Raw genomic sequence first — 19,102 nt, 5'->3', positions numbered from 1 at the left:
TCCCCACCAATAAATAGCATAACCGGAGTACAGAAAGTGAAGATATTAATTACAGGTGCTAATACGGGCATAGGTTTCGCGACAGCAGAACAACTTGTTAAACAAGGGCAACATGTGATTTTGGCATGTCGAAATCCTCAAAAAGCGCAAGAGGCACAAAACAAACTACGCTCACTTAACCAAGGACAAGTCGATGTCGTTTCTCTCGACTTAAATAGTCTTGAATTAACTAGAAAAGCTGCCGATGAAATTGCAGATAAATATGGCAACCTTGACGTACTCATTAATAACGCAGGTTTATTTGCCAAAACAAAACAACTGACCCATGAAGGCTTTGAACAACAATTTGGGGTTAATTATTTAGGCCATTTTTTATTAACTCAAAAACTACTTCCAGTTTTACAACAGTCTCCTAAAGCGCGCATTATTCATCTTGCGTCTATTGCTCATTGGGTTGGCTCAATTAAATCCAATAAATTTCGCGCAGAAGGTTTTTACAATCCCCTGTTCTATTATGGTCAATCAAAGCTTGCGAATTTACTATTCAGCAATGCATTAGCAGAACAGTTAGCCGGAAGTTCAATTACCAATAACGCACTACATCCAGGCGGTGTCGCTTCTGATATTTATCGCGACTTACCCAAACCTGTCTATGCGGCGATGAAATTAGGCCTAGTCCCAACCTCAGTTCCAGCAAACCTCATTACAGAAATGGCAACTTCTGAGGCATGGCAGAACCGTAATGGCGAATATGTCAGCGCACATATGCCAGACTGGAAATCATCACATGCTAAAAATCGGCAACTTGCACGTGACCTCTATCAACAATCTATGGACCTTGTAGAAAAATTTCTTTAAAAAAACAGCCCAAATAAAAAACCACCCGAAGGTGGTTTTTTATTTTAAAGCAACTTAGTGGCCTGTACCGTTAATTGCTTTTGTCATATCTTCAACAACTTTCTTGGCATCACCAAAGATCATCATTGTTTTTTCGTTATAGAACAAGTCGTTGTCTAGACCAGCATAACCTGTTGCCATAGAACGCTTAATTACCATAATTGTACGTGCTTTATGAGCTTCAAGAATTGGCATACCATAAATCGGTGAGCTTGGATCATCTTTCGCAGCTGGGTTTACAACGTCGTTTGCACCAATTACAAGTACTACGTCAGTTGCAGGGAAGTCTGAGTTGATCTCATCCATTTCCAAAATGTCTTCATATGCCACGTCCGCTTCAGCAAGTAGTACGTTCATATGACCAGGCATACGACCTGCAACCGGATGGATTGCAAAGCGAACCGTTACACCCTGTTCTTTCAAAAGTTCACACAACTCTTTTACCGCATTTTGAGCACGACCTTGCGCCATACCATAACCCGGTACAATCACAACGCTGTCCGCATTTGACATCAAGAAACCAGCATCATCAGCAGAACCTGAACGGTAGTTACGTTGAACTTGTTCACCTTTATCTGCAGATGCAACTGCTGCACCACCCATTGCCCCACCAAACAATACATTGATGATCGAACGGTTCATTGCTTTACACATGATGTACGACAGAATCGCACCAGATGAACCTACAAGCGAACCAGCAACGATCAACATGTTGTTTTCAAGTGTAAAACCAATACCTGCTGCTGCCCAACCAGAGAATGAGTTAAGAAGTGATACCACTACAGGCATATCACCACCACCCACTGGCGCAATCCAAACCCAACCAAATGCAAGTGCAAGTGCTGTCATTGCCCAGAAAGCAGTCATGTTGCCAGTTGTAAAGAAGTAGAAACCACAAGCCAACATCGCAACAAAGATAAGTGCTTGAACAGGTTTAACCCATGCACCAGAAATTGTTTTAGCCCATTTTTTCGCAGCCAATTTACCATACGCAAACACAGATGCAGTAAAGGTAATCGCACCAACGAAACAACCAACAAACAATTCAAATAAGTGAACCTTACTCATGTGTGCATGTTGTACGCCAGCTGCAGTCAAAGCCGCCTCATTTTGAGCAAACAATGCAGTTAATTGGTTGTTATGTAAAATTGCAGCAATCGCAATTAATACCGCAGCCAAACCCACCAATGAGTGCATAAGCGCAACAGTTTCTGGCATTTGAGTCATTGGTACTGTACGTGCACGTGCGATACCCACGATTGCGCCTAACACCATTGCACCAACGATCATCCAAATGACTGGGTTATTCGCAACAAAGAAAGTCGTTACAACTGCAATCGCCATCGCGATCATACCGTAACGGTTACCTTGAATTGCTGTTTTAGGACCAGACAAACCACGAAGCGTCAAGATAAAGAGGATTGCACCAACAAGGTACAACCAGTTTGCATTTACTTGAATAAATTCCATGTCAAAGCCCTCTTATTTCTTTTGCTTAGGCTTGAACATTTCCAGCATGCGTGCAGTTACTGCAAAGCCACCGAAAATATTAATGCTTGCCAAAAATACTGCAATCGCACCAAGTACGCTCACCACATTCACACTTTGAAATGCAACGTTAGCATCTACACCTAAAACTGGCAGACCTACAGTTTGCAACATTGCACCTACCACAATAATAGATGACAACGCATTGGTTACTGCCATAAGTGGTGTATGCAAAGCTGGCGTAACACCCCAAACCACGTAATAACCTACGAAGATGGCAAGGACGAAAATTGTAATAGTTTCAACCATGAGAAATCTCCTTAACCACGCTTAAGCAGTACTTGACCGCCATGAGTGACCAATAGGGCTTTTTGGATTTCGTCTTCCTGATTAATCGCAAAGTTTTTCTCTTTGTCGAATAGGGTCTCTACGAAATTAAAAACGTTACGCGCATACAATGCAGAAGCTTCTGTTGCTACAGTTGCGGGAATATTTGGAACACCCAAAATTTTCACGCCATTTTCTGTAAACACAGTCTCACCAACCTTAGAGCCTTCAACGTTACCACCAGTTTCAACAGCCATATCTAAAATGACAGAGCCCGGTTTCATCTTGGCAACAGTTTCAGCTTTAATTAAACGTGGTGCATCACGACCTGGTAACAATGCAGTAGTAATCACGATGTCAGCATTAGAAACAGCTTTATCTACAATTGCAGCTTGGTCTTTGATGTATTGCTCACCTGGCATCCATCCATAACCATTTTTAGCGGCATCCGCTGCACGTTGTTGCTCTTCTTCAGACATTGGTACGTCTAACCACTTACCACCTAAAGACTCAACTTGATCTTTTGCTGTAGGACGTAAATCAGTTGCTTCAACAATTGCACCTAAACGTTTTGCAGTTGCAATCGCCTGAAGACCAGCAACCCCAACACCCATGATTACAACACGCGCAGGCTTTACAGTACCCGCAGCAGTCATAAGCATTGGGAACATGCGTTGATATTCAGCAGCAGCAAGTAAAACCGACTTATAACCAGCTAAGTTTGCTTGAGAAGACAACACATCCATGTTTTGTGCACGAGAAAGCGTACGAGGAAGCAGTTCTAAAGCAAAAGCAGACACTTGTTGATTCGCAAACTGATCTAGCTCGGTGTTACGATAAGGATCAAACATTGCTACAACAGCGGTATTTGCTGCAAGTTTCTGAATTTCCGCGCCCTGTGGTGCACGAACTTTCAAAATAATTTGACTACCCGTATAGGCATCATCCGTAATGGTTGCACCGACCTGTTCATAAGCACTGTCAATGTACGCAGCCTTTACACCAGCACCACGTTCAATCACAACGCTATGACCAGCGCTAATCAACTTCTTTACTGTCTCTGGCGTAGCAGCTACACGATTTTCACCGACGACAGTTTCGGTTGGGATTCCGATCTGCATGAGCGTTCCTCAAGCTAATTTCTCATTGTCAAAAACATTGCTAAGCTGCAATGTTTCCCCCATGTGTATTCTTTGTACAGAATTTGGATTCTAATTGAACTTTTTTAAAATACCACCCAATATTTATTTAATAAATACCCATATTTTGAACTGATGATTCACGATATTTGATTTGAGGTGTAACATAGGAAGCTTTTTCTTTTTTTTGCAGACAACAGTCTCTCTTATACAGTCTTGTATATGAAAATTTCTTTATCTTCGTTTCAAATCGGGTCTTTTTTTGCGCTTTGCTCTGCTTTTCTATTCAGTACAAAAGCAATCTTCATTAAACAGACTTATGCCCTTTCTCCATTAGTAGACGCCACAGTCCTGATGGCTTTACGCATGTTAAGCGCTTTACCGTTCTTTCTATTAATTTGCTGGTTTAACAGGCATCATAATCAGGGCATAAAAAAGAAGGATTGGCTAATTTTAATTTTTGCTGGTCTATTAGGCTACTACTTTGCCAGCTGGCTCGATTTTATGGGTCTGATGTTTATTAGTGCTTCACTCGAACGAATTATTCTATTTTTATATCCCACACTCACAGTCATTGTCTCAAGCTTCCTATATAAACAAAAATTAGATGCAAAAAGTTTATTTGCCATTTTTCTTAGTTATGGTGGAACGGTACTGGTTATGCTTCAGGAGCACAACAACGCACCAATTCAGGGCAACTTCTGGTTAGGAACAAGTTTCGTATTTGCAAGTGCCGTGGCTTTCGCCGGATATTTGTTACTGACGCCACCTCTCATTAAGAAATTTGGCTCTTGGAATTTCACAGGGTTGGCCTTAACCGTAGCTTGTATCGGCACATTAACTCATTACGCATTAAGCACACCTCATCCAATTCAACTTCTATTACAACTTCCCTCTAGTGTAATTTGGTATGGCATTGGCTTAGGCTTTTTAGTTACCGTGCTACCCACCGTTATGCTCATGCAAAGCATTGAACGATTAGGTGCCTCTCAATCTGCAATGATTGCTTCAATTGGACCAGTTTTAACGATTTTGCTTGCCGTTGCTTTTTTAAATGAACATCTCAATATGTGGCAATGGGTCGGCTGCCTTCTCAATATTGTCGGTGTCATGATGATTACACTCAGAAAGAAAAGACTAAAACATTAAATTCTCTTGACCTCAACTTAAGTTGAGGTTGGATACTCATCTAAATTTTAATGAACGGTTGAGTTCCAATGAGTCAAGAAACTTTTAAAATCATAAATCCATCAACTTTATATAACCCAACTCCTAACGCTTATAGTCATGTTGCTATAGTGGAAAGCTTTAAGAATATTATTCATGTAGCAGGTCAAGGAGGCGAAAATTCTCAAGGTGAATTAAGCCCAAATTTTGAAGAACAAGCGAACCAAGTTTTTGATAATATTCAACATGCTTTAAAAGCAGCCAATGCAGAGCTTAGCAATATTGCTGTATTGAGAGTTTTAGTTGTTGACCACTCGGTCGAAAAACATCAAATTTTGATTAAAATTATGCAAAATTTATGGAAAAATCATCCTTTTCCTGCCTGTACACTTATTCCTGTGCCGCGCCTTGCGCTAGAACACATGCTTATTGAAGTTGAAGCAACGGCATACACCCAATAAAACTGAGAGAACGTCATGTCTACCCCTGAAGATATCAGTCAAAATAAACCTTTGCTTTGGTTGATGGCAGCAGCATGCGGTTTATGTGCAGGTGTGAATTATTATTGTCAGCCGCTGATTCACTCCATTCAGCAAGAGTTTGCTGTAACTCAGGCACAAGCTGCTTTAACAGTGACATTTGCTCAAGTGTCTTATGCCCTCGGTTTACTATTTATTGTCCCAATGGGTGACATCGTTAATAAAGCCAAAGCTATTCCGTTTTTGATGGTGCTTTGCGCAGTTGGCCTATTTACATCTGCTTTTGCCGTGAACTTACCCATGTTGTGGATCGGTACAATTTTAGCGGGATTGTTTTCCGTTGCCGCCCAAGTCCTCATTCCACTTGCAACCATGACAGTAAAACCGGAAAAAACTGGCGAGATCATTGGTTTTTTAATGAGCGGCTTATTAGTCGGGATTTTACTCTCTACTAGTCTAGCTGGATTATTTTCCAACCTTTTCCACTGGAAAATAGTGTATGTCGTAAGCGGCGTATTAATGCTTCTGTTGGCATTTACTTTAAAAAGTCGCTTGCCTTATGTCTTGCGTATGAAAATGAACTATGGGCAAATCTTTGTTTCCATGGCTCAGCTTTTAAAGCAAGAAAAAAGACTCTTATTAAGAGCACTTACAGGTGCTTTTGCCTTTGCAGCAGTAAGTACCTTGTATTCAACCATCGCATTACTTCTCACCTCAGCACACCATTTACCAGATCTATTTATCGGACTAGTACCTCTAGTCGGTATCTTTGGGGCATTATCAACACGCTATATTGGTAAATATGCCGATCAAGGCTACACAAGATTACTTACATGGATGGGTTGTGGATTGTTCTTGATAAGTTGGATTTGTTTCTACTTCGGACAAACTCTACTTTCTACTTATATTATTGGATTTGCTTTAATTCAATTAGCACTCGCACTCGTTCACACCAGCAACCAGAGCATTATTTTCCGTTTACGTCCAGATGCTAAATCACGTATTAATGCTATTTATATGACCACTTATTTTATTGGCGGCGCAGCTGGTTCAGCATTAGGAATTTTTGCTTGGAATCATGGTGGATGGACCATGACCTGCCTTGCAGGTGTGGGGCTCGTTGTATTTTGTATTTTATTTAGTGTGATTGATGCTTTCTTACAAAAAAAGCAAATGGCCCACTCATAACCTAACTTGTTAAAAATCATCTTTCTACATTCAGCACAAGGGCGGTTATAAATTATGCGGTTAAATGCCACTGTCGATTCAGGGCTAAACCCCGTATAATGCTGCCCTTTCATTAATTTAGCGACTTTTGGGTCTATTGGCTATGCAATCACTTCAATCGTTACAACCTCGTATTTCTGTCGCGCCTATGATGGACTGGACAATTATTTAAATATCAATTGCTTAAAAATTAAATGAAAAAGATGTAAGATTGGTGCAAATAAAATTATGTACCATTTAGATTGAGCTAACTCTCCAGATTAGTATAAAATGTTAATACTCTTTAGCTTTTGACTTTTACTAGTCAAGTCGGGTGCTAAGCCAGACTCTAATTTATTGCGTACACTTTAGGTTGCGAAACAACAGCATCCTAAATTGCGTAGCCTCATTTAGGATGCTGTTGTTCCGCCTCCTTAGTAAAGAGTTAAAAGATCGGGGTTACCCGATCTTTTCATATCAATGGGACAATATATGAGTATTTTAGAGCACTTAATTTCAAATACTTCTTATAGTAGAAAAGATTTGCTTGAGTTTCTTGAAAATGCTCCTCGCAAATATAAAATTTATCATATACCCAAAAGAACATATGGCTTTAGGACGATTGCACAACCTATTCCTGAATTAAAAAATCTTCAGAGAATCACTATTAAATTTTTAGAAAATGAACTACCTATACACAATAGTGCTGCCGCTTATATAAAAGGTAAAAGTATTAAACACAATGCTTTAAGTCATTGTAAAAATAAATATTTCCTGAAGTTAGATTTTGAAAACTTTTTTAATTCTATTAATACTACCGTATTTTGGAAAATGTGGGACTCATACACAAATGTTCAAGTACCTACTCAAGACAAAACATATATTGAGAACCTTTTGTTTTGGCGCCCGAGTAAAACTTCTAAAAAACTAATTTTAAGTATCGGTGCTCCTAGTTCTCCATTTATCTCAAATTTTTGTATGTATGAATTTGATCAAGCTGTAGAAGAAATATGTTTAAAGCATAAGGTCACTTATACAAGATATGCAGATGATCTAACTTTTTCAACAAATACAAAGGGCGTCCTGTTCGACTTTCCGAAATATATAAATTCTATACTATTAGATGTATATGATGGACAATTGAGATTAAACTCTCTAAAAACCAAATTTTCATCAAAAGCTCATAATCGCCATGTTACAGGTGTAACAATTACTAATGATAAAAAAATATCATTAGGACGAGCTCGTAAAAGATATATTAAGTCTCTAATATTCAAATACATTAACTCCAATATTGACTTGGAAGATATATCCAAATTAAAAGGCTTATTGAGCTTTTCATATAGTATAGAGCCTACTTTTATTTTATCTTTAAAATCTAAATACTCTGCTGAAGTAATAGATGAAATTTTTGAGAAGACAAAATCATGAGCAATAGATCTATAGATTACCTGAAAAAAAACCCCAATAAAGGATCATTATTTTCTTTATTTCAATTGCTTGAAAATGAAGGTCTGATAGATTTAGAAAAAGTAAATCTCTCATCAGAACTACTTAAAAATTGCTTGTCTTATGTAACATCAATAAAAGAAGATGAATCGCCTTTCCATAAAATTCATTTAGAAAAGATTCAACTTCATGACTTTAGAAAATTTAGATCAATCGAAGTAAATTTTGATAATGATCTTACAGTTTTAATTGGCTCAAATGGTGTCGGAAAATCTACTATCATTGAAGCAATTACTAAAACTATAAGCTGGATTGGAAATGGATTGATAAAAGAAGGAGATAATGGTCGTCCTATAACTTATGACGATATAAATAATAACTCTTCAAGCTATGCAGAAATTAATTCATATTTTAAATATGGTAAAACTGAATTTTCAGGAAATATTTCTAAAGCTGTTAGAGGCAGAACAGCAAAAAAAGATAGTCATGTTTATGATTTAAAGAAATTTGCGAATATTTTAAGAGCTTTAAATAATATTCAAAAAATTAATCTTCCATTATTTTGTTATTATCCAGTAGAGAGATTAAAAGACTCCCCTAAAATCTCCCTTTTAAAAGATTCTTTAATTATAGATAGATATTATGCCTATAAAGATTCTTGGGACGGAAAGTTAAAGTTAGATGATTTCTTTACTCTTATTTGTATTATTTACAATAAATCAAAGCTAAACAATGATTTAGAAGAAATAAATTCATTGAAAAATAAGTTAGATCAATTAAAATCTATAAATTTCTCTGATTTAGAAATTATTAACCTCTTACAAAAACAGCTAAATGAGTTGAAATCTAAGAATAACTTTGATTCATCTCACTCAGAGTCAGAGTTAGATTTTAAAAAATTTGTAGAGACTATTAAAGAATCTTTAATAAATGATTTATTAGGTATAAAAGATATATCTTTTAATAATTTTTCTGGTCGAACACAAGTTTATTTCCATTTATCAGATGGGAATATTGTTAACTCAAAACAGTTATCACACGGTCAAAAAGTTACTTATTCATTGATTGGAGACATATGTCTTAGACTGTTATTACTAAACCCTAATCTTAAGAATCCATTAAAAGGTCAAGGTATAATTCTTATTGATGAGCTAGAACTACATTTACATCCAAAATGGCAACAGAGAATTCTAGTTTCATTACGTAATACTTTTCCAAATATTCAATTTATAGTCTCTACTCATAGTCCTCAGATTTTATCTACAATAGATAAAAAACATATAAGAATTTTAGAAGAAAATGACTCTATTATTGAGCCTAATTATCAAACTGAAGGGACTCGTAGCTCTGATATTCTTGAACAACTAATGTCGACACACTCTACCCCTGATATTAGAATAAATACTTTATACAATAAATACTTAGCTCTAATTGAACAGAACATTTATGAAACTCAAGAAGCTCAAGAACTAGGGGCGGAATTAGCTAGTCACTATGGAGAGAAACATCCAAAAATACAAGAAATTAAAAGTTTAATTCGATTAAAAGAATTAAAGAATAAAATTGCTAGTAAAAAAATGGACTAATTATATGAAAAAATTAGATCGAAACTCAGTTCCTGAGCCATCTTGTTTAAAAAAATATAAATATGGTCAGGATGATTGGGGTGTTTTATCTCGCAATAAAGCAGAAAATCAAGAAATTTGGGATTCTCTTTTACCGCTTCAATCGGAAAATTGCGCTTACTGTGAAAGTAATTTATCCCATCATAGACATATAGAACATTTTTTTCAAAGAAATACTAATGGTTATGAGCATCTGACTTTTGTTTGGGATAATATTTTCGGCTCATGTTGTAATCCAAATAGTTGTGGAAAATATAAAGATGACAAGTTTAAAGGTGATTTAAGAAAAATTATAAAACCTGATTTAGATGATCCTAATGATTATTTTATTTTTTTAAGAAATGGAAATATTGAAATTAAAGAAGGATTAAATAAAAATGAAAAAATAAAAGCCAAATTAACTTTATCAGCCTTTAACTTAAATGGAGATAGCAAATTAGTAAATAGCAGATCGGCAGCTATAAAACCATATATTAAAGAAGCCGATGAAATATATAGTTTGATCGAAAGTGATGAAAATGCCTTAGAAATTATTAAGGTTTTAATTGATGAGAAAATACAAGAAATTTCGTCTCAACCTTTTAGTACTGCACTCATCCACCTATTTCAATATAACCAATATTAATATACCTATATGCAATATTTATCTAAATAATCTTCTAAGATATGTATATACCCCTCCTCCTCTTTACTATCAATAATCATAGGTAATAAACTCAACATTGGCATATATTCTTCCAAATTATTAGCCTGAATATCTTTTTCAAATTGCTCAATAACACCGTTAGCCAATTGATCAATTCGAAAATACTTATCATTGCCTTCTTGATCCGTAGGATGTTTGACATCTTCCAATAGCCATTCCTGATGAACCTGATCCAAATTTTCTAATTTTAATCGTGTACTTTCATCCTCTCGTCTACAAGTATAAATAGATAACCACATGATTAAATGTAATGGTATAGAGATATTGCCAGAATACCAACGATTATAGAAATACTCAGTTAAATTAATGAGTTCTTCTCTTGTCAACAACCTAATTCTTTTCTTCGATTGTAATAATCTTAAAGTCTCTAAGCCTTATCATCGCTAGCTTTAGCTCCCCAATTCATGCCGAACTAGATGGGCATGTAAGAGTACCGTTTTCATATATTGTAAATCTTGAAGTGCACAGTACTGGTTGCAATAGGTTTAACTCCTACTTCAGGATAACCTTTACAGCGTAAGAACGTATGTTCTGTAAAATGTTCCCATTTAAGATTTTTCAATTTCAACTGACTAATAGACTAGTTTATAAGAAAGCTTATCCTCATCCTCTTAGAACGACCAAAGGCCTCGACTTCTATGAAATATTTTCAAAAGCCTAACTCAGAGTCATACTACTAATTTTTTTAGGATTAAATACTGTATCAGGGTTAATCTCCATTTCATCTTCAAGATTTCTGATCCATTGCTTCGCTAAAATCCGTGTACTAAAAGATCTAGACTCGCTAAAATGCGTGGCATCTTTATGCTTCTTGATTCTAACTTGTGCACGAAAACTCGTACCCTTTTTATCTTTTACGCTCAGTTATCGCTCCCAATTAAATTGCACCATTATTTATAATTAAATTTTTGGTGCACCAATTCGCTAAAACATCACGAAATATGAGAGAAAATGCAACATGCAAATTGTATCTAATGATTTGAAAACAAAAGAAAACAACGGTGTAGCAATGAATCCTCGTATTTCAGTAGCCCCAATGATGGACTGGACTACCAAGGACTACCGATTCTTTGCACGCTTGTTTAACCCAAACGTTGTGCTATACACCGAAATGGTGACTACAGGCGCGATTTTATTTGGCGATGCAAAACGTCATTTAGACTATAGTGCTCAAGAACACCCGATCGTATTGCAACTTGGCGGTTCAAACCCTCAAGAGCTTGCCACTTGCACAAAAATGGCTGAAGACTGGGGCTACGATGAAGTCAACCTCAATGTAGGCTGCCCAAGTGACCGGGTACAGAATAATAAAATCGGTGCATGTTTAATGGCAGAGCCAGACTTGGTTGCTGAATGCATTCACAGCATGCAAAAGGCGGTGAGTATTCCCGTAACGGTAAAGCACCGTATCGGTATTGATGACATGCAGTCTTACGAAGAAATGCTACATTTCGTAGATACTGTCGCTGCAACAGGTTGTACGTATTTCATTGTGCATGCCCGTATTGCGATATTGAAAGGCTTGTCTCCCAAAGAAAATCGAGAAGTCCCTCCTTTACGCTACGAAGATGTATATCGCTTAAAGCAAGAACGCCCACATCTGACTATTGAAATTAACGGCGGTATTAAAACGTTTGCCGAAACTCAAGCTCATTTACAACATGTTGATGGCGTCATGATTGGCCGTGAAGCCTATCACAACCCTTATCTACTTGCTGAGCTTGGCCAACTTTGGAACTTAGAAGCACCAGACCGTTTCGATATTATGGAACAAATGCTGCCTTATATTGAGCAACGTATGGCTGAAGGTGCTCCCCTTTCAATCATTACACGTCATATTTTAGGTTTATTTCAAAACTTACCGGGTGCTCGTAAATGGCGCCAAGCACTAAGTGGTGGAAATGCAAAGACTTTAGCTGATGTTGAAAATGCAATTCAAAACATGCGAGCAGCCATGATTCGCACTGAAGAATATGTAAAAGAGCAGCAGGTTTAAGTTGGCGACGACTTCTTAAATTGTAAGAAAATGTGGCATTTTAAATCAGAGACTTAGATTTTGAGTATATTCGCAAATATTGGAACAAAATATTCAAATTTAAGCTCTGATTAGTTATTTATTTACAATGATATCAATAATTTAAATTTCACTATTTTTAACCGCCTCTTTTGATAAGTATCTTTTCGCTCCAAGGCAGGCACCTCTGGAAAAAAGATACGTTATTACATAACATAAACAAAACTTTTAAGATACGTCTATTAGTATCTCTGAACGCCACAGGTAGGTGGTGATTTTTTTAATATGGATATGGGTAGCACGGTAGAGATTTCACGATGATTATTTATGACGGACAAGTAGCTGATAATTATATGTATCAGGATTCAAATCAGGCAGCCATTGTTGTATCGCACAGCGCACCCAGCCTACCTTATCCTTTCACCATGAAACCTAATAATCATCAAACTCAAACTTCAACCAACCCACCGATCGATGTAGAAAAGTTTGTAGAAAAATTAGAAAGCGTTACTTCTAGACGCAGTAAAGCTAGATGCGCACGTAGTATCCGTCTTGCACTCGAATCTGCTGGTGCTAATGTTAAAAACCATCCAATCGCAGCTTCAGATTGGGGCGATACTCTCAAAAAGATTGGCTATAAACAAATTGATCCAGCCTTCGATGAACCTCAAGAAGGTGACATTTATATCATTCACAGAACCCGCAACCACATTTATGGACACATCGCAGGGTACACTGGAAGTGAATGGGTCTCTGACTTCAAACAAAATAGCTATGATGTCTATAAAGATGACAGCGTAACTTATACTTATTATCGACTAGGGTAATCTACCTAAAAACTAGAGATATTCAATTGCTTTAATTGTTTGAAACAACTGATCAAACGAGTATTTTAAATCCAGCTTGGCTTCTTTTTTGCTTTATTTTCATATTGTACTTATCAAAAATAATGATGGAACTTTATGAAAAGAATACTGCTGAGCTTTTACTTACTGACATCGTTTAGCATGACTTATGCCGCCTCCGATACAAACATTATAGAGGTTTTTAAAAAAGTACCCGGGAAACGGATTTATGAACCTCAATATTTATTAAAAGAAACCACACCTAAAGCTCGGATCCATGTGATACGAAAACAATATTTAAATGGACTACTAGATTGTCCTTCCGTGATTTATCACGACAAGAAGAAAATACTATCTCTTCGCTCATTTGAAGAAACAACTTTTTTTCTAGAGCCTGATCGTTACTATATTCGCTATGCGGTTAACAATAGTGGTTGTATCAATTTGGAATTTTACCAAGATAAGCGCCCCAAAATGGACATCCTATCTCAGGAACGTCAGTTAGAGGGTGATACTGAATATACATTTACTATTAGTGAACACACTGGACCACAATAATTGTTTCAGCATAGGTTAAACATATCTCCTCTCACACTTTTAGTAGATTGTAGATATGCTCAACATAAGGTTGAATCAGATCACTCTGGTTTGTTCTGTAAGCTAAAACCACTTCAGATAAAAGATTTTTATTTTCTAGAGGAATCAATTTTACTTTTTTAGGTAATATTTGTTCAAATTCTTGAGGAACAATGCTAATACCCAAATTTGCAGCGACTAACTGTAATTGGCTTAGCTTACGTGATTGGATCATCGCTGTTTTAGGCCAGAAGCCAGCTCCTATGCATAAGTTTGAAACTAAATAACTCAAACCTCCGCGCTTAGAATGTGGTGTAGAAACGAAATACTCATCTTTTAAGTCTTTGACTTGAATCTCTTGTTTATTTGCAAACTTAGCATGATCAACATGCACAGCCACCATTAAAGGTTCTTCATATAGCTTAACAATATTGATCTCATCTAAAGTGTGTCGAACTGGTGGTCTGATCAAACCAATATCAACTTCTCCACTCATTAAAGCTAGAATTTGATGCTCAGATGACAAAGTATTTATCTCAAAATTTATCTGCTTGGCTAAGCTAATTTCTTTTAATATCTGAATTTTCTTATCGTCCATAATAATGCTGCTCGAATGAGCGATTTTAATCTGGCGATTTTTTCCTTCTGCAATATTTTTAGAAAGACCAATAATTTCATTTAAATAGGCCATATTATCTTTTATCTTTTTATAAAAGACTTCACCAGCTGATGTGAGTTTTGCTCTTTTATCAACTCGATCAAATAACTGAAAATCAATTTCTTCTTCTAATAGTTTAATTTGCCGACTTAAAGCCGATTGGGCAATAAAGAGTTTCTCTGAAGCCGCGGTAAAGCTCCCTTCTTCAACAATTTTTATAAAATATTGGAATTGTTTTAATGTGAGCATAATCATCTCAAAATTAGATTATTAGGTCTATTTTATATATTAGATTAGATAGATAGCCTTCGCTAGAATTTTATCAAGACCATTCACTTGATTGAATTATTCATGAAGTATTTAAAAGGGCTCACCATCTTCACCGTTGTTGTTCTAATTTTATGGTGCTTTAAATTTTATGATCAGCAGCTACCCACACAACCCCAACAAGACAACATAGAGCTGTATGATTAGTTTCTCTCAAAAATAAAAGGCATGCACTCACATAAGCACATGCCTTTTCAATTTCAATATTTAAATTAGGCTTTCTTTAAATCAAGCTTTTTCAAAACTTCAGCCACAGCAATCATGGCAAAACTTGAAGTCACTACTACCGCTGAACCATAGCCACCACAACGTAGGCCAGCTGATGGGCAGACATCTGCACTGGAAAATGGATTATCGATTGAGTAAATACACGTAATACCAAATTTCTCTTTTGGCTTTTTACAGATGCCGCGAGCACGAAGTTGACTACGTAGCTTCGCTAACATTGGGTCTTGCTCTGTTTTTGATAGATCGGCCACGCGAATTTTAAGTGGATCGAGCTTACCACCTGCTCCACCTGAAACAATCAAAGGAATTTTATTAAAACGACAATGCAGCATTAAAGCCAGTTTAGCTTTAACGTCATCGATGCAATCCAAAACAATGTCTGGTACAGGGTTTAAAAGCTCTGTGACATTTTCAGGCGTTAAGAAGTCATCAATAATATTGACTTTAATATGTGGGTTAATTTGGCGACAACGCTCTGCCATAATCTCAACTTTTTCACAGCCTAATGTTGAGGTCATTGCAGGTAGCTGACGGTTTACATTTGATGCTGCAACCACGTCCATATCGACCAATGTAATTTCGCCAATACCCGTACGTGCTAAAGCTTCTACTGCCCAACTACCGACACCACCAATACCAATCACCATCACATGACTTTTTTCATAGTGCTGGAACGATGAATCACCATAAACTTTGGCTACACCTGCAAAACGGCGGTCATATTCATCTTGTTGGATATCGGTCATTGCTACTCTGAGGGGATATAAAACACGGGAGGTATTTTACTGCTTTTCAGAAGAAAGTGTATTTCATATCAAAGAAAACTTGGGATTGGGATATTTAAACTCACGGTAAGTCTGTCATTATAAATTACATTATTTAAGACTGAAGTCATCATTTACTAACGTGACAGGCGGCACGGATGCCGCCCAGTTGGGCTGTGGTATAAGGATATACCATCAGCCCGACAAAGGATTTTTGCCTTGCGCTGTTTTAGTCACAGCTCATTATCCTTAAAAAGTAAGGATACAGTTATATACCCAACATTAGCTTATTCACATTCATTATAAGGCTGTGCAAGCTTAGCCAATCTATGAAGCAATCAAATTTCGAAGTACATAATGCAAAATACCACCGGCCTTAAAGTATTCAACCTCATTTAACGTATCAATTCGACATAACACATTAAAATGGCTAGCGACCCCATTTGCTCCTTTTACATCAACTTCAAGAATTTGATGAGGCTCTATGCCATCCGACAAACCTCGAATTGATATTACCTCATGACCAGTTAAGTTAAGAGATTGTCGAGTTTGCCCATCAATAAACTGTAAGGGCAACACCCCCATACCTACCAAGTTTGAACGGTGAATACGCTCAAAACTTTCGGCAATGACAGCCTTCACGCCTAATAAGTTTGTTCCTTTGGCAGCCCAGTCACGCGAAGATCCTGTTCCATATTCTTTACCAGCAATTATCACAAGCGGTGTATGTTCTTGTTGATAACGCATTGCTGCATCATAAATAGCAAGCTTTTCACCACTTGGCACATGAATGGTATTACCACCCTCTTCACCACCTAGCATCTCGTTTTTAATACGAATATTGGCAAAAGTACCTCGCATCATGACTTCATGATTACCGCGTCGAGAACCATAAGAGTTAAAGTCTTTTGGTTCAACACCTTGCTCTTGCAAATATCGGCCAGCCGGACTGTCTTTTTTGATATTACCTGCCGGTGAAATATGGTCAGTTGTTACCGAATCACCAAGTACTGCCAAGATACGTGCCTGTTCAATATTCTTAATCGGTTTTGGAGGTTCGCCAATGCCCTCAAAGAATGGCGGGTGGCGGATATAAGTCGAATCATCAGCCCATTCATAGGTTTTACTTTTTGGAATCTGAATCGCTTGCCAGCTTTCATCACCATCAAAGACCGCCGCATATTCTTTATGGAACATATCTGTACTTACTTTCTGTAAGACAGCATCAATTTCAGCCTGACTTGGCCAGATATCTTTTAAGTAAACAGGTTGTCCATCTTTACCCTGCCCAATAGGTTGCGTAGTTAAATCAGTACGAATATTACCAACAAGACCATAAGCGACTACCAAAGGTGGCGAAGCAAGCCAGTTTGTCTTAACTAATGGGTGTACGCGTCCTTCAAAATTACGATTACCAGAAAGTACAGATGCAACATTTAAATCATGGCATTGGATTGCTTCTTCAACTGGTTCGGGTAGTGGACCTGAGTTACCAATACAGGTTGTACAACCATATCCCACCAAGTTATAGCCCAACTCATCTAAATACGGTGTAAGCCCAGCAGCCAGCAAATAATCCGTCACCACCTTCGAGCCTGGTGCAAGTGAACTTTTCACCCATGGTTTACGCTGCAAGCCTTTTTCAATCGCTTTTTTTGCAAGTAAACCTGCGGCTAGCATTACACTTGGGTTAGAAGTATTGGTACAAGAGGTAATCGCTGAAATAACAACATCACCATGAGTTAATGGATACTCTTTTCCTTCAATCACACATGACGGACTTTCATGCTGGATATTTGCTTTTTTTGCCTCTACGGCTGTGCCACCACCGCCTTCATTTTCTAAACGCTCTTTAGCTTCTTTAGCCGGTTTTAGCGTTAACTCCATTAAAGCATTAAAGGTTTTCGGCACATCAGATAAAAGAACTTTGTCCTGTGGACGTTTTGGACCAGCTAGACTTGCCTGAACCGTGCTCATATCTAAACTTAAAGTATCTGTAAAAACAGGTTCATCACCAGGGTTACGCCATAAGCCTTGTGCTTTGCTATACGCTTCAACCAGTTCAATACGATCACTTTGACGACCAGTTAATTTCAAATATCCCAATGTCACTTCATCAATCGGAAAGAAGCCACAAGTCGCACCATACTCTGGCGCCATGTTGGCAATGGTTGCACGGTCAGCAAGAGGTAGATCGGCTAAGCCATCTCCATAGAACTCTACAAATTTACCCACGACACCTTTTTGACGAAGCATTTGAGTAATAGTCAGCACTAAGTCAGTTGCAGTAATCCCTTCTGGTAATTTTCCTGTCAATTTAAAACCAATGACTTCAGGAATCAGCATAGAGATGGGTTGGCCCAACATAGCTGCTTCCGCCTCAATCCCGCCAACACCCCAACCTAATACACCTAAACCATTGATCATGGTGGTATGGGAGTCCGTACCAACTAAGGTGTCAGGGAAAGCAAAGGTTTGTCCATTATCTTCACCTAGCCACACCGCTTGAGCCAAATATTCTAAATTGACTTGATGACAAATCCCCGTACCCGGCGGTACAACACTAAAGTTATTAAAAGCAGATTGCCCCCAACGCAAAAATTGATATCGCTCGCCATTACGCTGCATTTCAATCTGAACGTTTTCTTCAAAAGCCTGATCATCAGCAAAATGATCCACCATCACCGAGTGATCAATCACTAAGTCTACAGGTGATAACGGATTAATTTTTTCAGGATCGCCACCCGCTTGTGCCATTGCAGCACGCATTGCAGCCAAGTCAACTACAGCGGGAACACCGGTAAAATCTTGCATTAGAACCCGTGCAGGTCGATATTGAATTTCTTGATCGGAACTACGGTTTTTTAGCCACTCAGCTAAAGCATGAATGTGTTCCGTTTTAACACTATGTTGATCTTCAAACCGTAATAAGTTTTCCAACAGTACTTTTAATGATTTCGGCAGTCTGGCAATGTCACCTAGCTTTTTCTCGGCTTGGGTTAAGCTAAAAATCTGATAATTGCTGGAACCTACTGTTAGCGTCTGTAAAGCATTAAAACTATTGATATTGCTATACTTAGCCATTGGGTTATCCTCCCATGTCTGGCAATGTTATTTTTCACGTTTTTACATGTTGTTTTCTTACTTTAAGCTTCTTTTCTAATCGCTGTGTTTTGTTTTAGTTACTATTTCTAATCTTTGATTTTT

The 19,102-nt window shown here is 37.5% G+C and carries 18 protein-coding genes; 11 read left to right on the top strand and 7 right to left on the bottom strand.

Annotation, left to right across the window (positions count from 1 at the left end):
- Positions 1 to 36: 36 nt before the first annotated feature.
- The gene (locus HJG58_RS01385; RefSeq protein ID WP_170247670.1) at positions 37 to 858 is read left to right on the top strand and encodes an SDR family NAD(P)-dependent oxidoreductase; all 822 of its coding nucleotides are present in this window, start codon (positions 37 to 39) and stop codon (positions 856 to 858) included.
- A 54-nt stretch (positions 859 to 912) separates the two neighbouring features.
- Here the strand turns inward: HJG58_RS01385 and HJG58_RS01380 are convergent, their stop codons facing one another.
- Genes HJG58_RS01380 through HJG58_RS01370 form a run of 3 tightly spaced genes read right to left on the bottom strand, consistent with a single transcriptional unit; the run spans position 913 to position 3,833 of the window.
- Positions 913 to 2,367 (bottom strand): NAD(P)(+) transhydrogenase (Re/Si-specific) subunit beta, encoded by a 1,455-nt coding sequence (locus tag HJG58_RS01380; protein WP_170247669.1) that lies wholly within the window; start codon positions 2,365 to 2,367, stop codon positions 913 to 915.
- Positions 2,368 to 2,379: 12 nt separating this feature from the next.
- Positions 2,380 to 2,694 (bottom strand): proton-translocating transhydrogenase family protein, encoded by a 315-nt coding sequence (locus tag HJG58_RS01375; protein ID WP_000230434.1) that lies wholly within the window; start codon positions 2,692 to 2,694, stop codon positions 2,380 to 2,382.
- An 11-nt stretch (positions 2,695 to 2,705) separates the two neighbouring features.
- On the bottom strand, positions 2,706 to 3,833 hold the full coding sequence (locus tag HJG58_RS01370; RefSeq protein ID WP_032052909.1) for a Re/Si-specific NAD(P)(+) transhydrogenase subunit alpha: 1,128 nt from the start codon (positions 3,831 to 3,833) through the stop codon (positions 2,706 to 2,708).
- Positions 3,834 to 4,073: 240 nt separating this feature from the next.
- Between HJG58_RS01370 and HJG58_RS01365 the strand changes: the two genes are divergently transcribed.
- The 6 genes from HJG58_RS01365 to ptuB all read left to right on the top strand — a co-directional run bounded on the left by HJG58_RS01365 (position 4,074) and on the right by ptuB (position 10,402).
- Positions 4,074 to 5,000: a DMT family transporter gene (locus HJG58_RS01365; protein ID WP_170247668.1), complete on the top strand. Its 927-nt coding sequence runs from the start codon at positions 4,074 to 4,076 to the stop codon at positions 4,998 to 5,000.
- Between the two features lie 68 nt (positions 5,001 to 5,068).
- Positions 5,069 to 5,479, top strand: coding sequence for a RidA family protein (locus HJG58_RS01360; RefSeq protein WP_170247667.1), 411 nt, complete (start codon positions 5,069 to 5,071; stop codon positions 5,477 to 5,479).
- Positions 5,480 to 5,494: 15 nt separating this feature from the next.
- The gene (locus tag HJG58_RS01355) at positions 5,495 to 6,685 is read left to right on the top strand and encodes an MFS transporter (protein ID WP_170247666.1); all 1,191 of its coding nucleotides are present in this window, start codon (positions 5,495 to 5,497) and stop codon (positions 6,683 to 6,685) included.
- Positions 6,686 to 7,195: 510 nt separating this feature from the next.
- Entirely contained in the window at positions 7,196 to 8,134 is a 939-nt protein-coding gene (locus HJG58_RS01350; RefSeq protein WP_038405439.1) for a retron St85 family RNA-directed DNA polymerase, read from the top strand.
- Positions 8,131 to 9,738: a retron Ec78 anti-phage system effector ATPase PtuA gene (ptuA, locus tag HJG58_RS01345; RefSeq protein WP_170247665.1), complete on the top strand. Its 1,608-nt coding sequence runs from the start codon at positions 8,131 to 8,133 to the stop codon at positions 9,736 to 9,738. The genes HJG58_RS01350 and ptuA overlap by 4 nt, the downstream gene beginning before the upstream one ends.
- 4 nt (positions 9,739 to 9,742) lie before the next feature.
- A complete protein-coding gene (ptuB, locus tag HJG58_RS01340) occupies positions 9,743 to 10,402 on the top strand; it encodes a retron Ec78 anti-phage system effector HNH endonuclease PtuB (RefSeq protein WP_170247664.1) in 660 nt (219 codons plus the stop codon).
- Between the two features lie 5 nt (positions 10,403 to 10,407).
- Here ptuB and HJG58_RS01335 read toward each other — a convergent pair whose 3' ends face one another.
- Positions 10,408 to 10,809: a hypothetical protein gene (locus tag HJG58_RS01335; protein ID WP_170247663.1), complete on the bottom strand. Its 402-nt coding sequence runs from the start codon at positions 10,807 to 10,809 to the stop codon at positions 10,408 to 10,410.
- A gap of 632 nt (positions 10,810 to 11,441) precedes the next feature.
- Between HJG58_RS01335 and dusA the strand changes: the two genes are divergently transcribed.
- The 3 genes from dusA (at position 11,442) to HJG58_RS01320 (ending at position 13,900) form a co-directional block, all read left to right on the top strand.
- Positions 11,442 to 12,479, top strand: coding sequence for a tRNA dihydrouridine(20/20a) synthase DusA (dusA, locus tag HJG58_RS01330; protein ID WP_170247662.1), 1,038 nt, complete (start codon positions 11,442 to 11,444; stop codon positions 12,477 to 12,479).
- Between the two features lie 335 nt (positions 12,480 to 12,814).
- Positions 12,815 to 13,324, top strand: a complete 510-nt coding sequence (locus HJG58_RS01325; protein WP_170247661.1) for a hypothetical protein — start codon at positions 12,815 to 12,817, stop codon at positions 13,322 to 13,324.
- 180 nt (positions 13,325 to 13,504) lie between these two features.
- Positions 13,505 to 13,900: a hypothetical protein gene (locus HJG58_RS01320; protein ID WP_170247706.1), complete on the top strand. Its 396-nt coding sequence runs from the start codon at positions 13,505 to 13,507 to the stop codon at positions 13,898 to 13,900.
- 31 nt (positions 13,901 to 13,931) lie between these two features.
- Here HJG58_RS01320 and HJG58_RS01315 read toward each other — a convergent pair whose 3' ends face one another.
- On the bottom strand, positions 13,932 to 14,831 hold the full coding sequence (locus HJG58_RS01315; protein ID WP_170247660.1) for a LysR family transcriptional regulator: 900 nt from the start codon (positions 14,829 to 14,831) through the stop codon (positions 13,932 to 13,934).
- Positions 14,832 to 14,927: 96 nt separating this feature from the next.
- Between HJG58_RS01315 and HJG58_RS01310 the strand changes: the two genes are divergently transcribed.
- Positions 14,928 to 15,050, top strand: coding sequence for a hypothetical protein (locus HJG58_RS01310; protein WP_086265015.1), 123 nt, complete (start codon positions 14,928 to 14,930; stop codon positions 15,048 to 15,050).
- 65 nt (positions 15,051 to 15,115) lie between these two features.
- Here the strand turns inward: HJG58_RS01310 and HJG58_RS01305 are convergent, their stop codons facing one another.
- A complete protein-coding gene (locus HJG58_RS01305) occupies positions 15,116 to 15,877 on the bottom strand; it encodes a tRNA threonylcarbamoyladenosine dehydratase (protein WP_002117228.1) in 762 nt (253 codons plus the stop codon).
- A gap of 345 nt (positions 15,878 to 16,222) precedes the next feature.
- Positions 16,223 to 18,979 carry an aconitate hydratase AcnA gene (acnA, locus tag HJG58_RS01300; RefSeq protein ID WP_170247659.1) on the bottom strand — a complete coding sequence of 919 codons (2,757 nt, stop codon included), beginning with the start codon at positions 18,977 to 18,979 and terminating at the stop codon, positions 16,223 to 16,225.
- Positions 18,980 to 19,102: the final 123 nt, after the last annotated feature.

The organism is Acinetobacter geminorum (assembly GCF_013009345.1).
GTDB lineage: Bacteria > Pseudomonadota > Gammaproteobacteria > Pseudomonadales > Moraxellaceae > Acinetobacter > Acinetobacter geminorum.
This window is presented reverse-complemented; position numbering and strand designations above follow the sequence as displayed.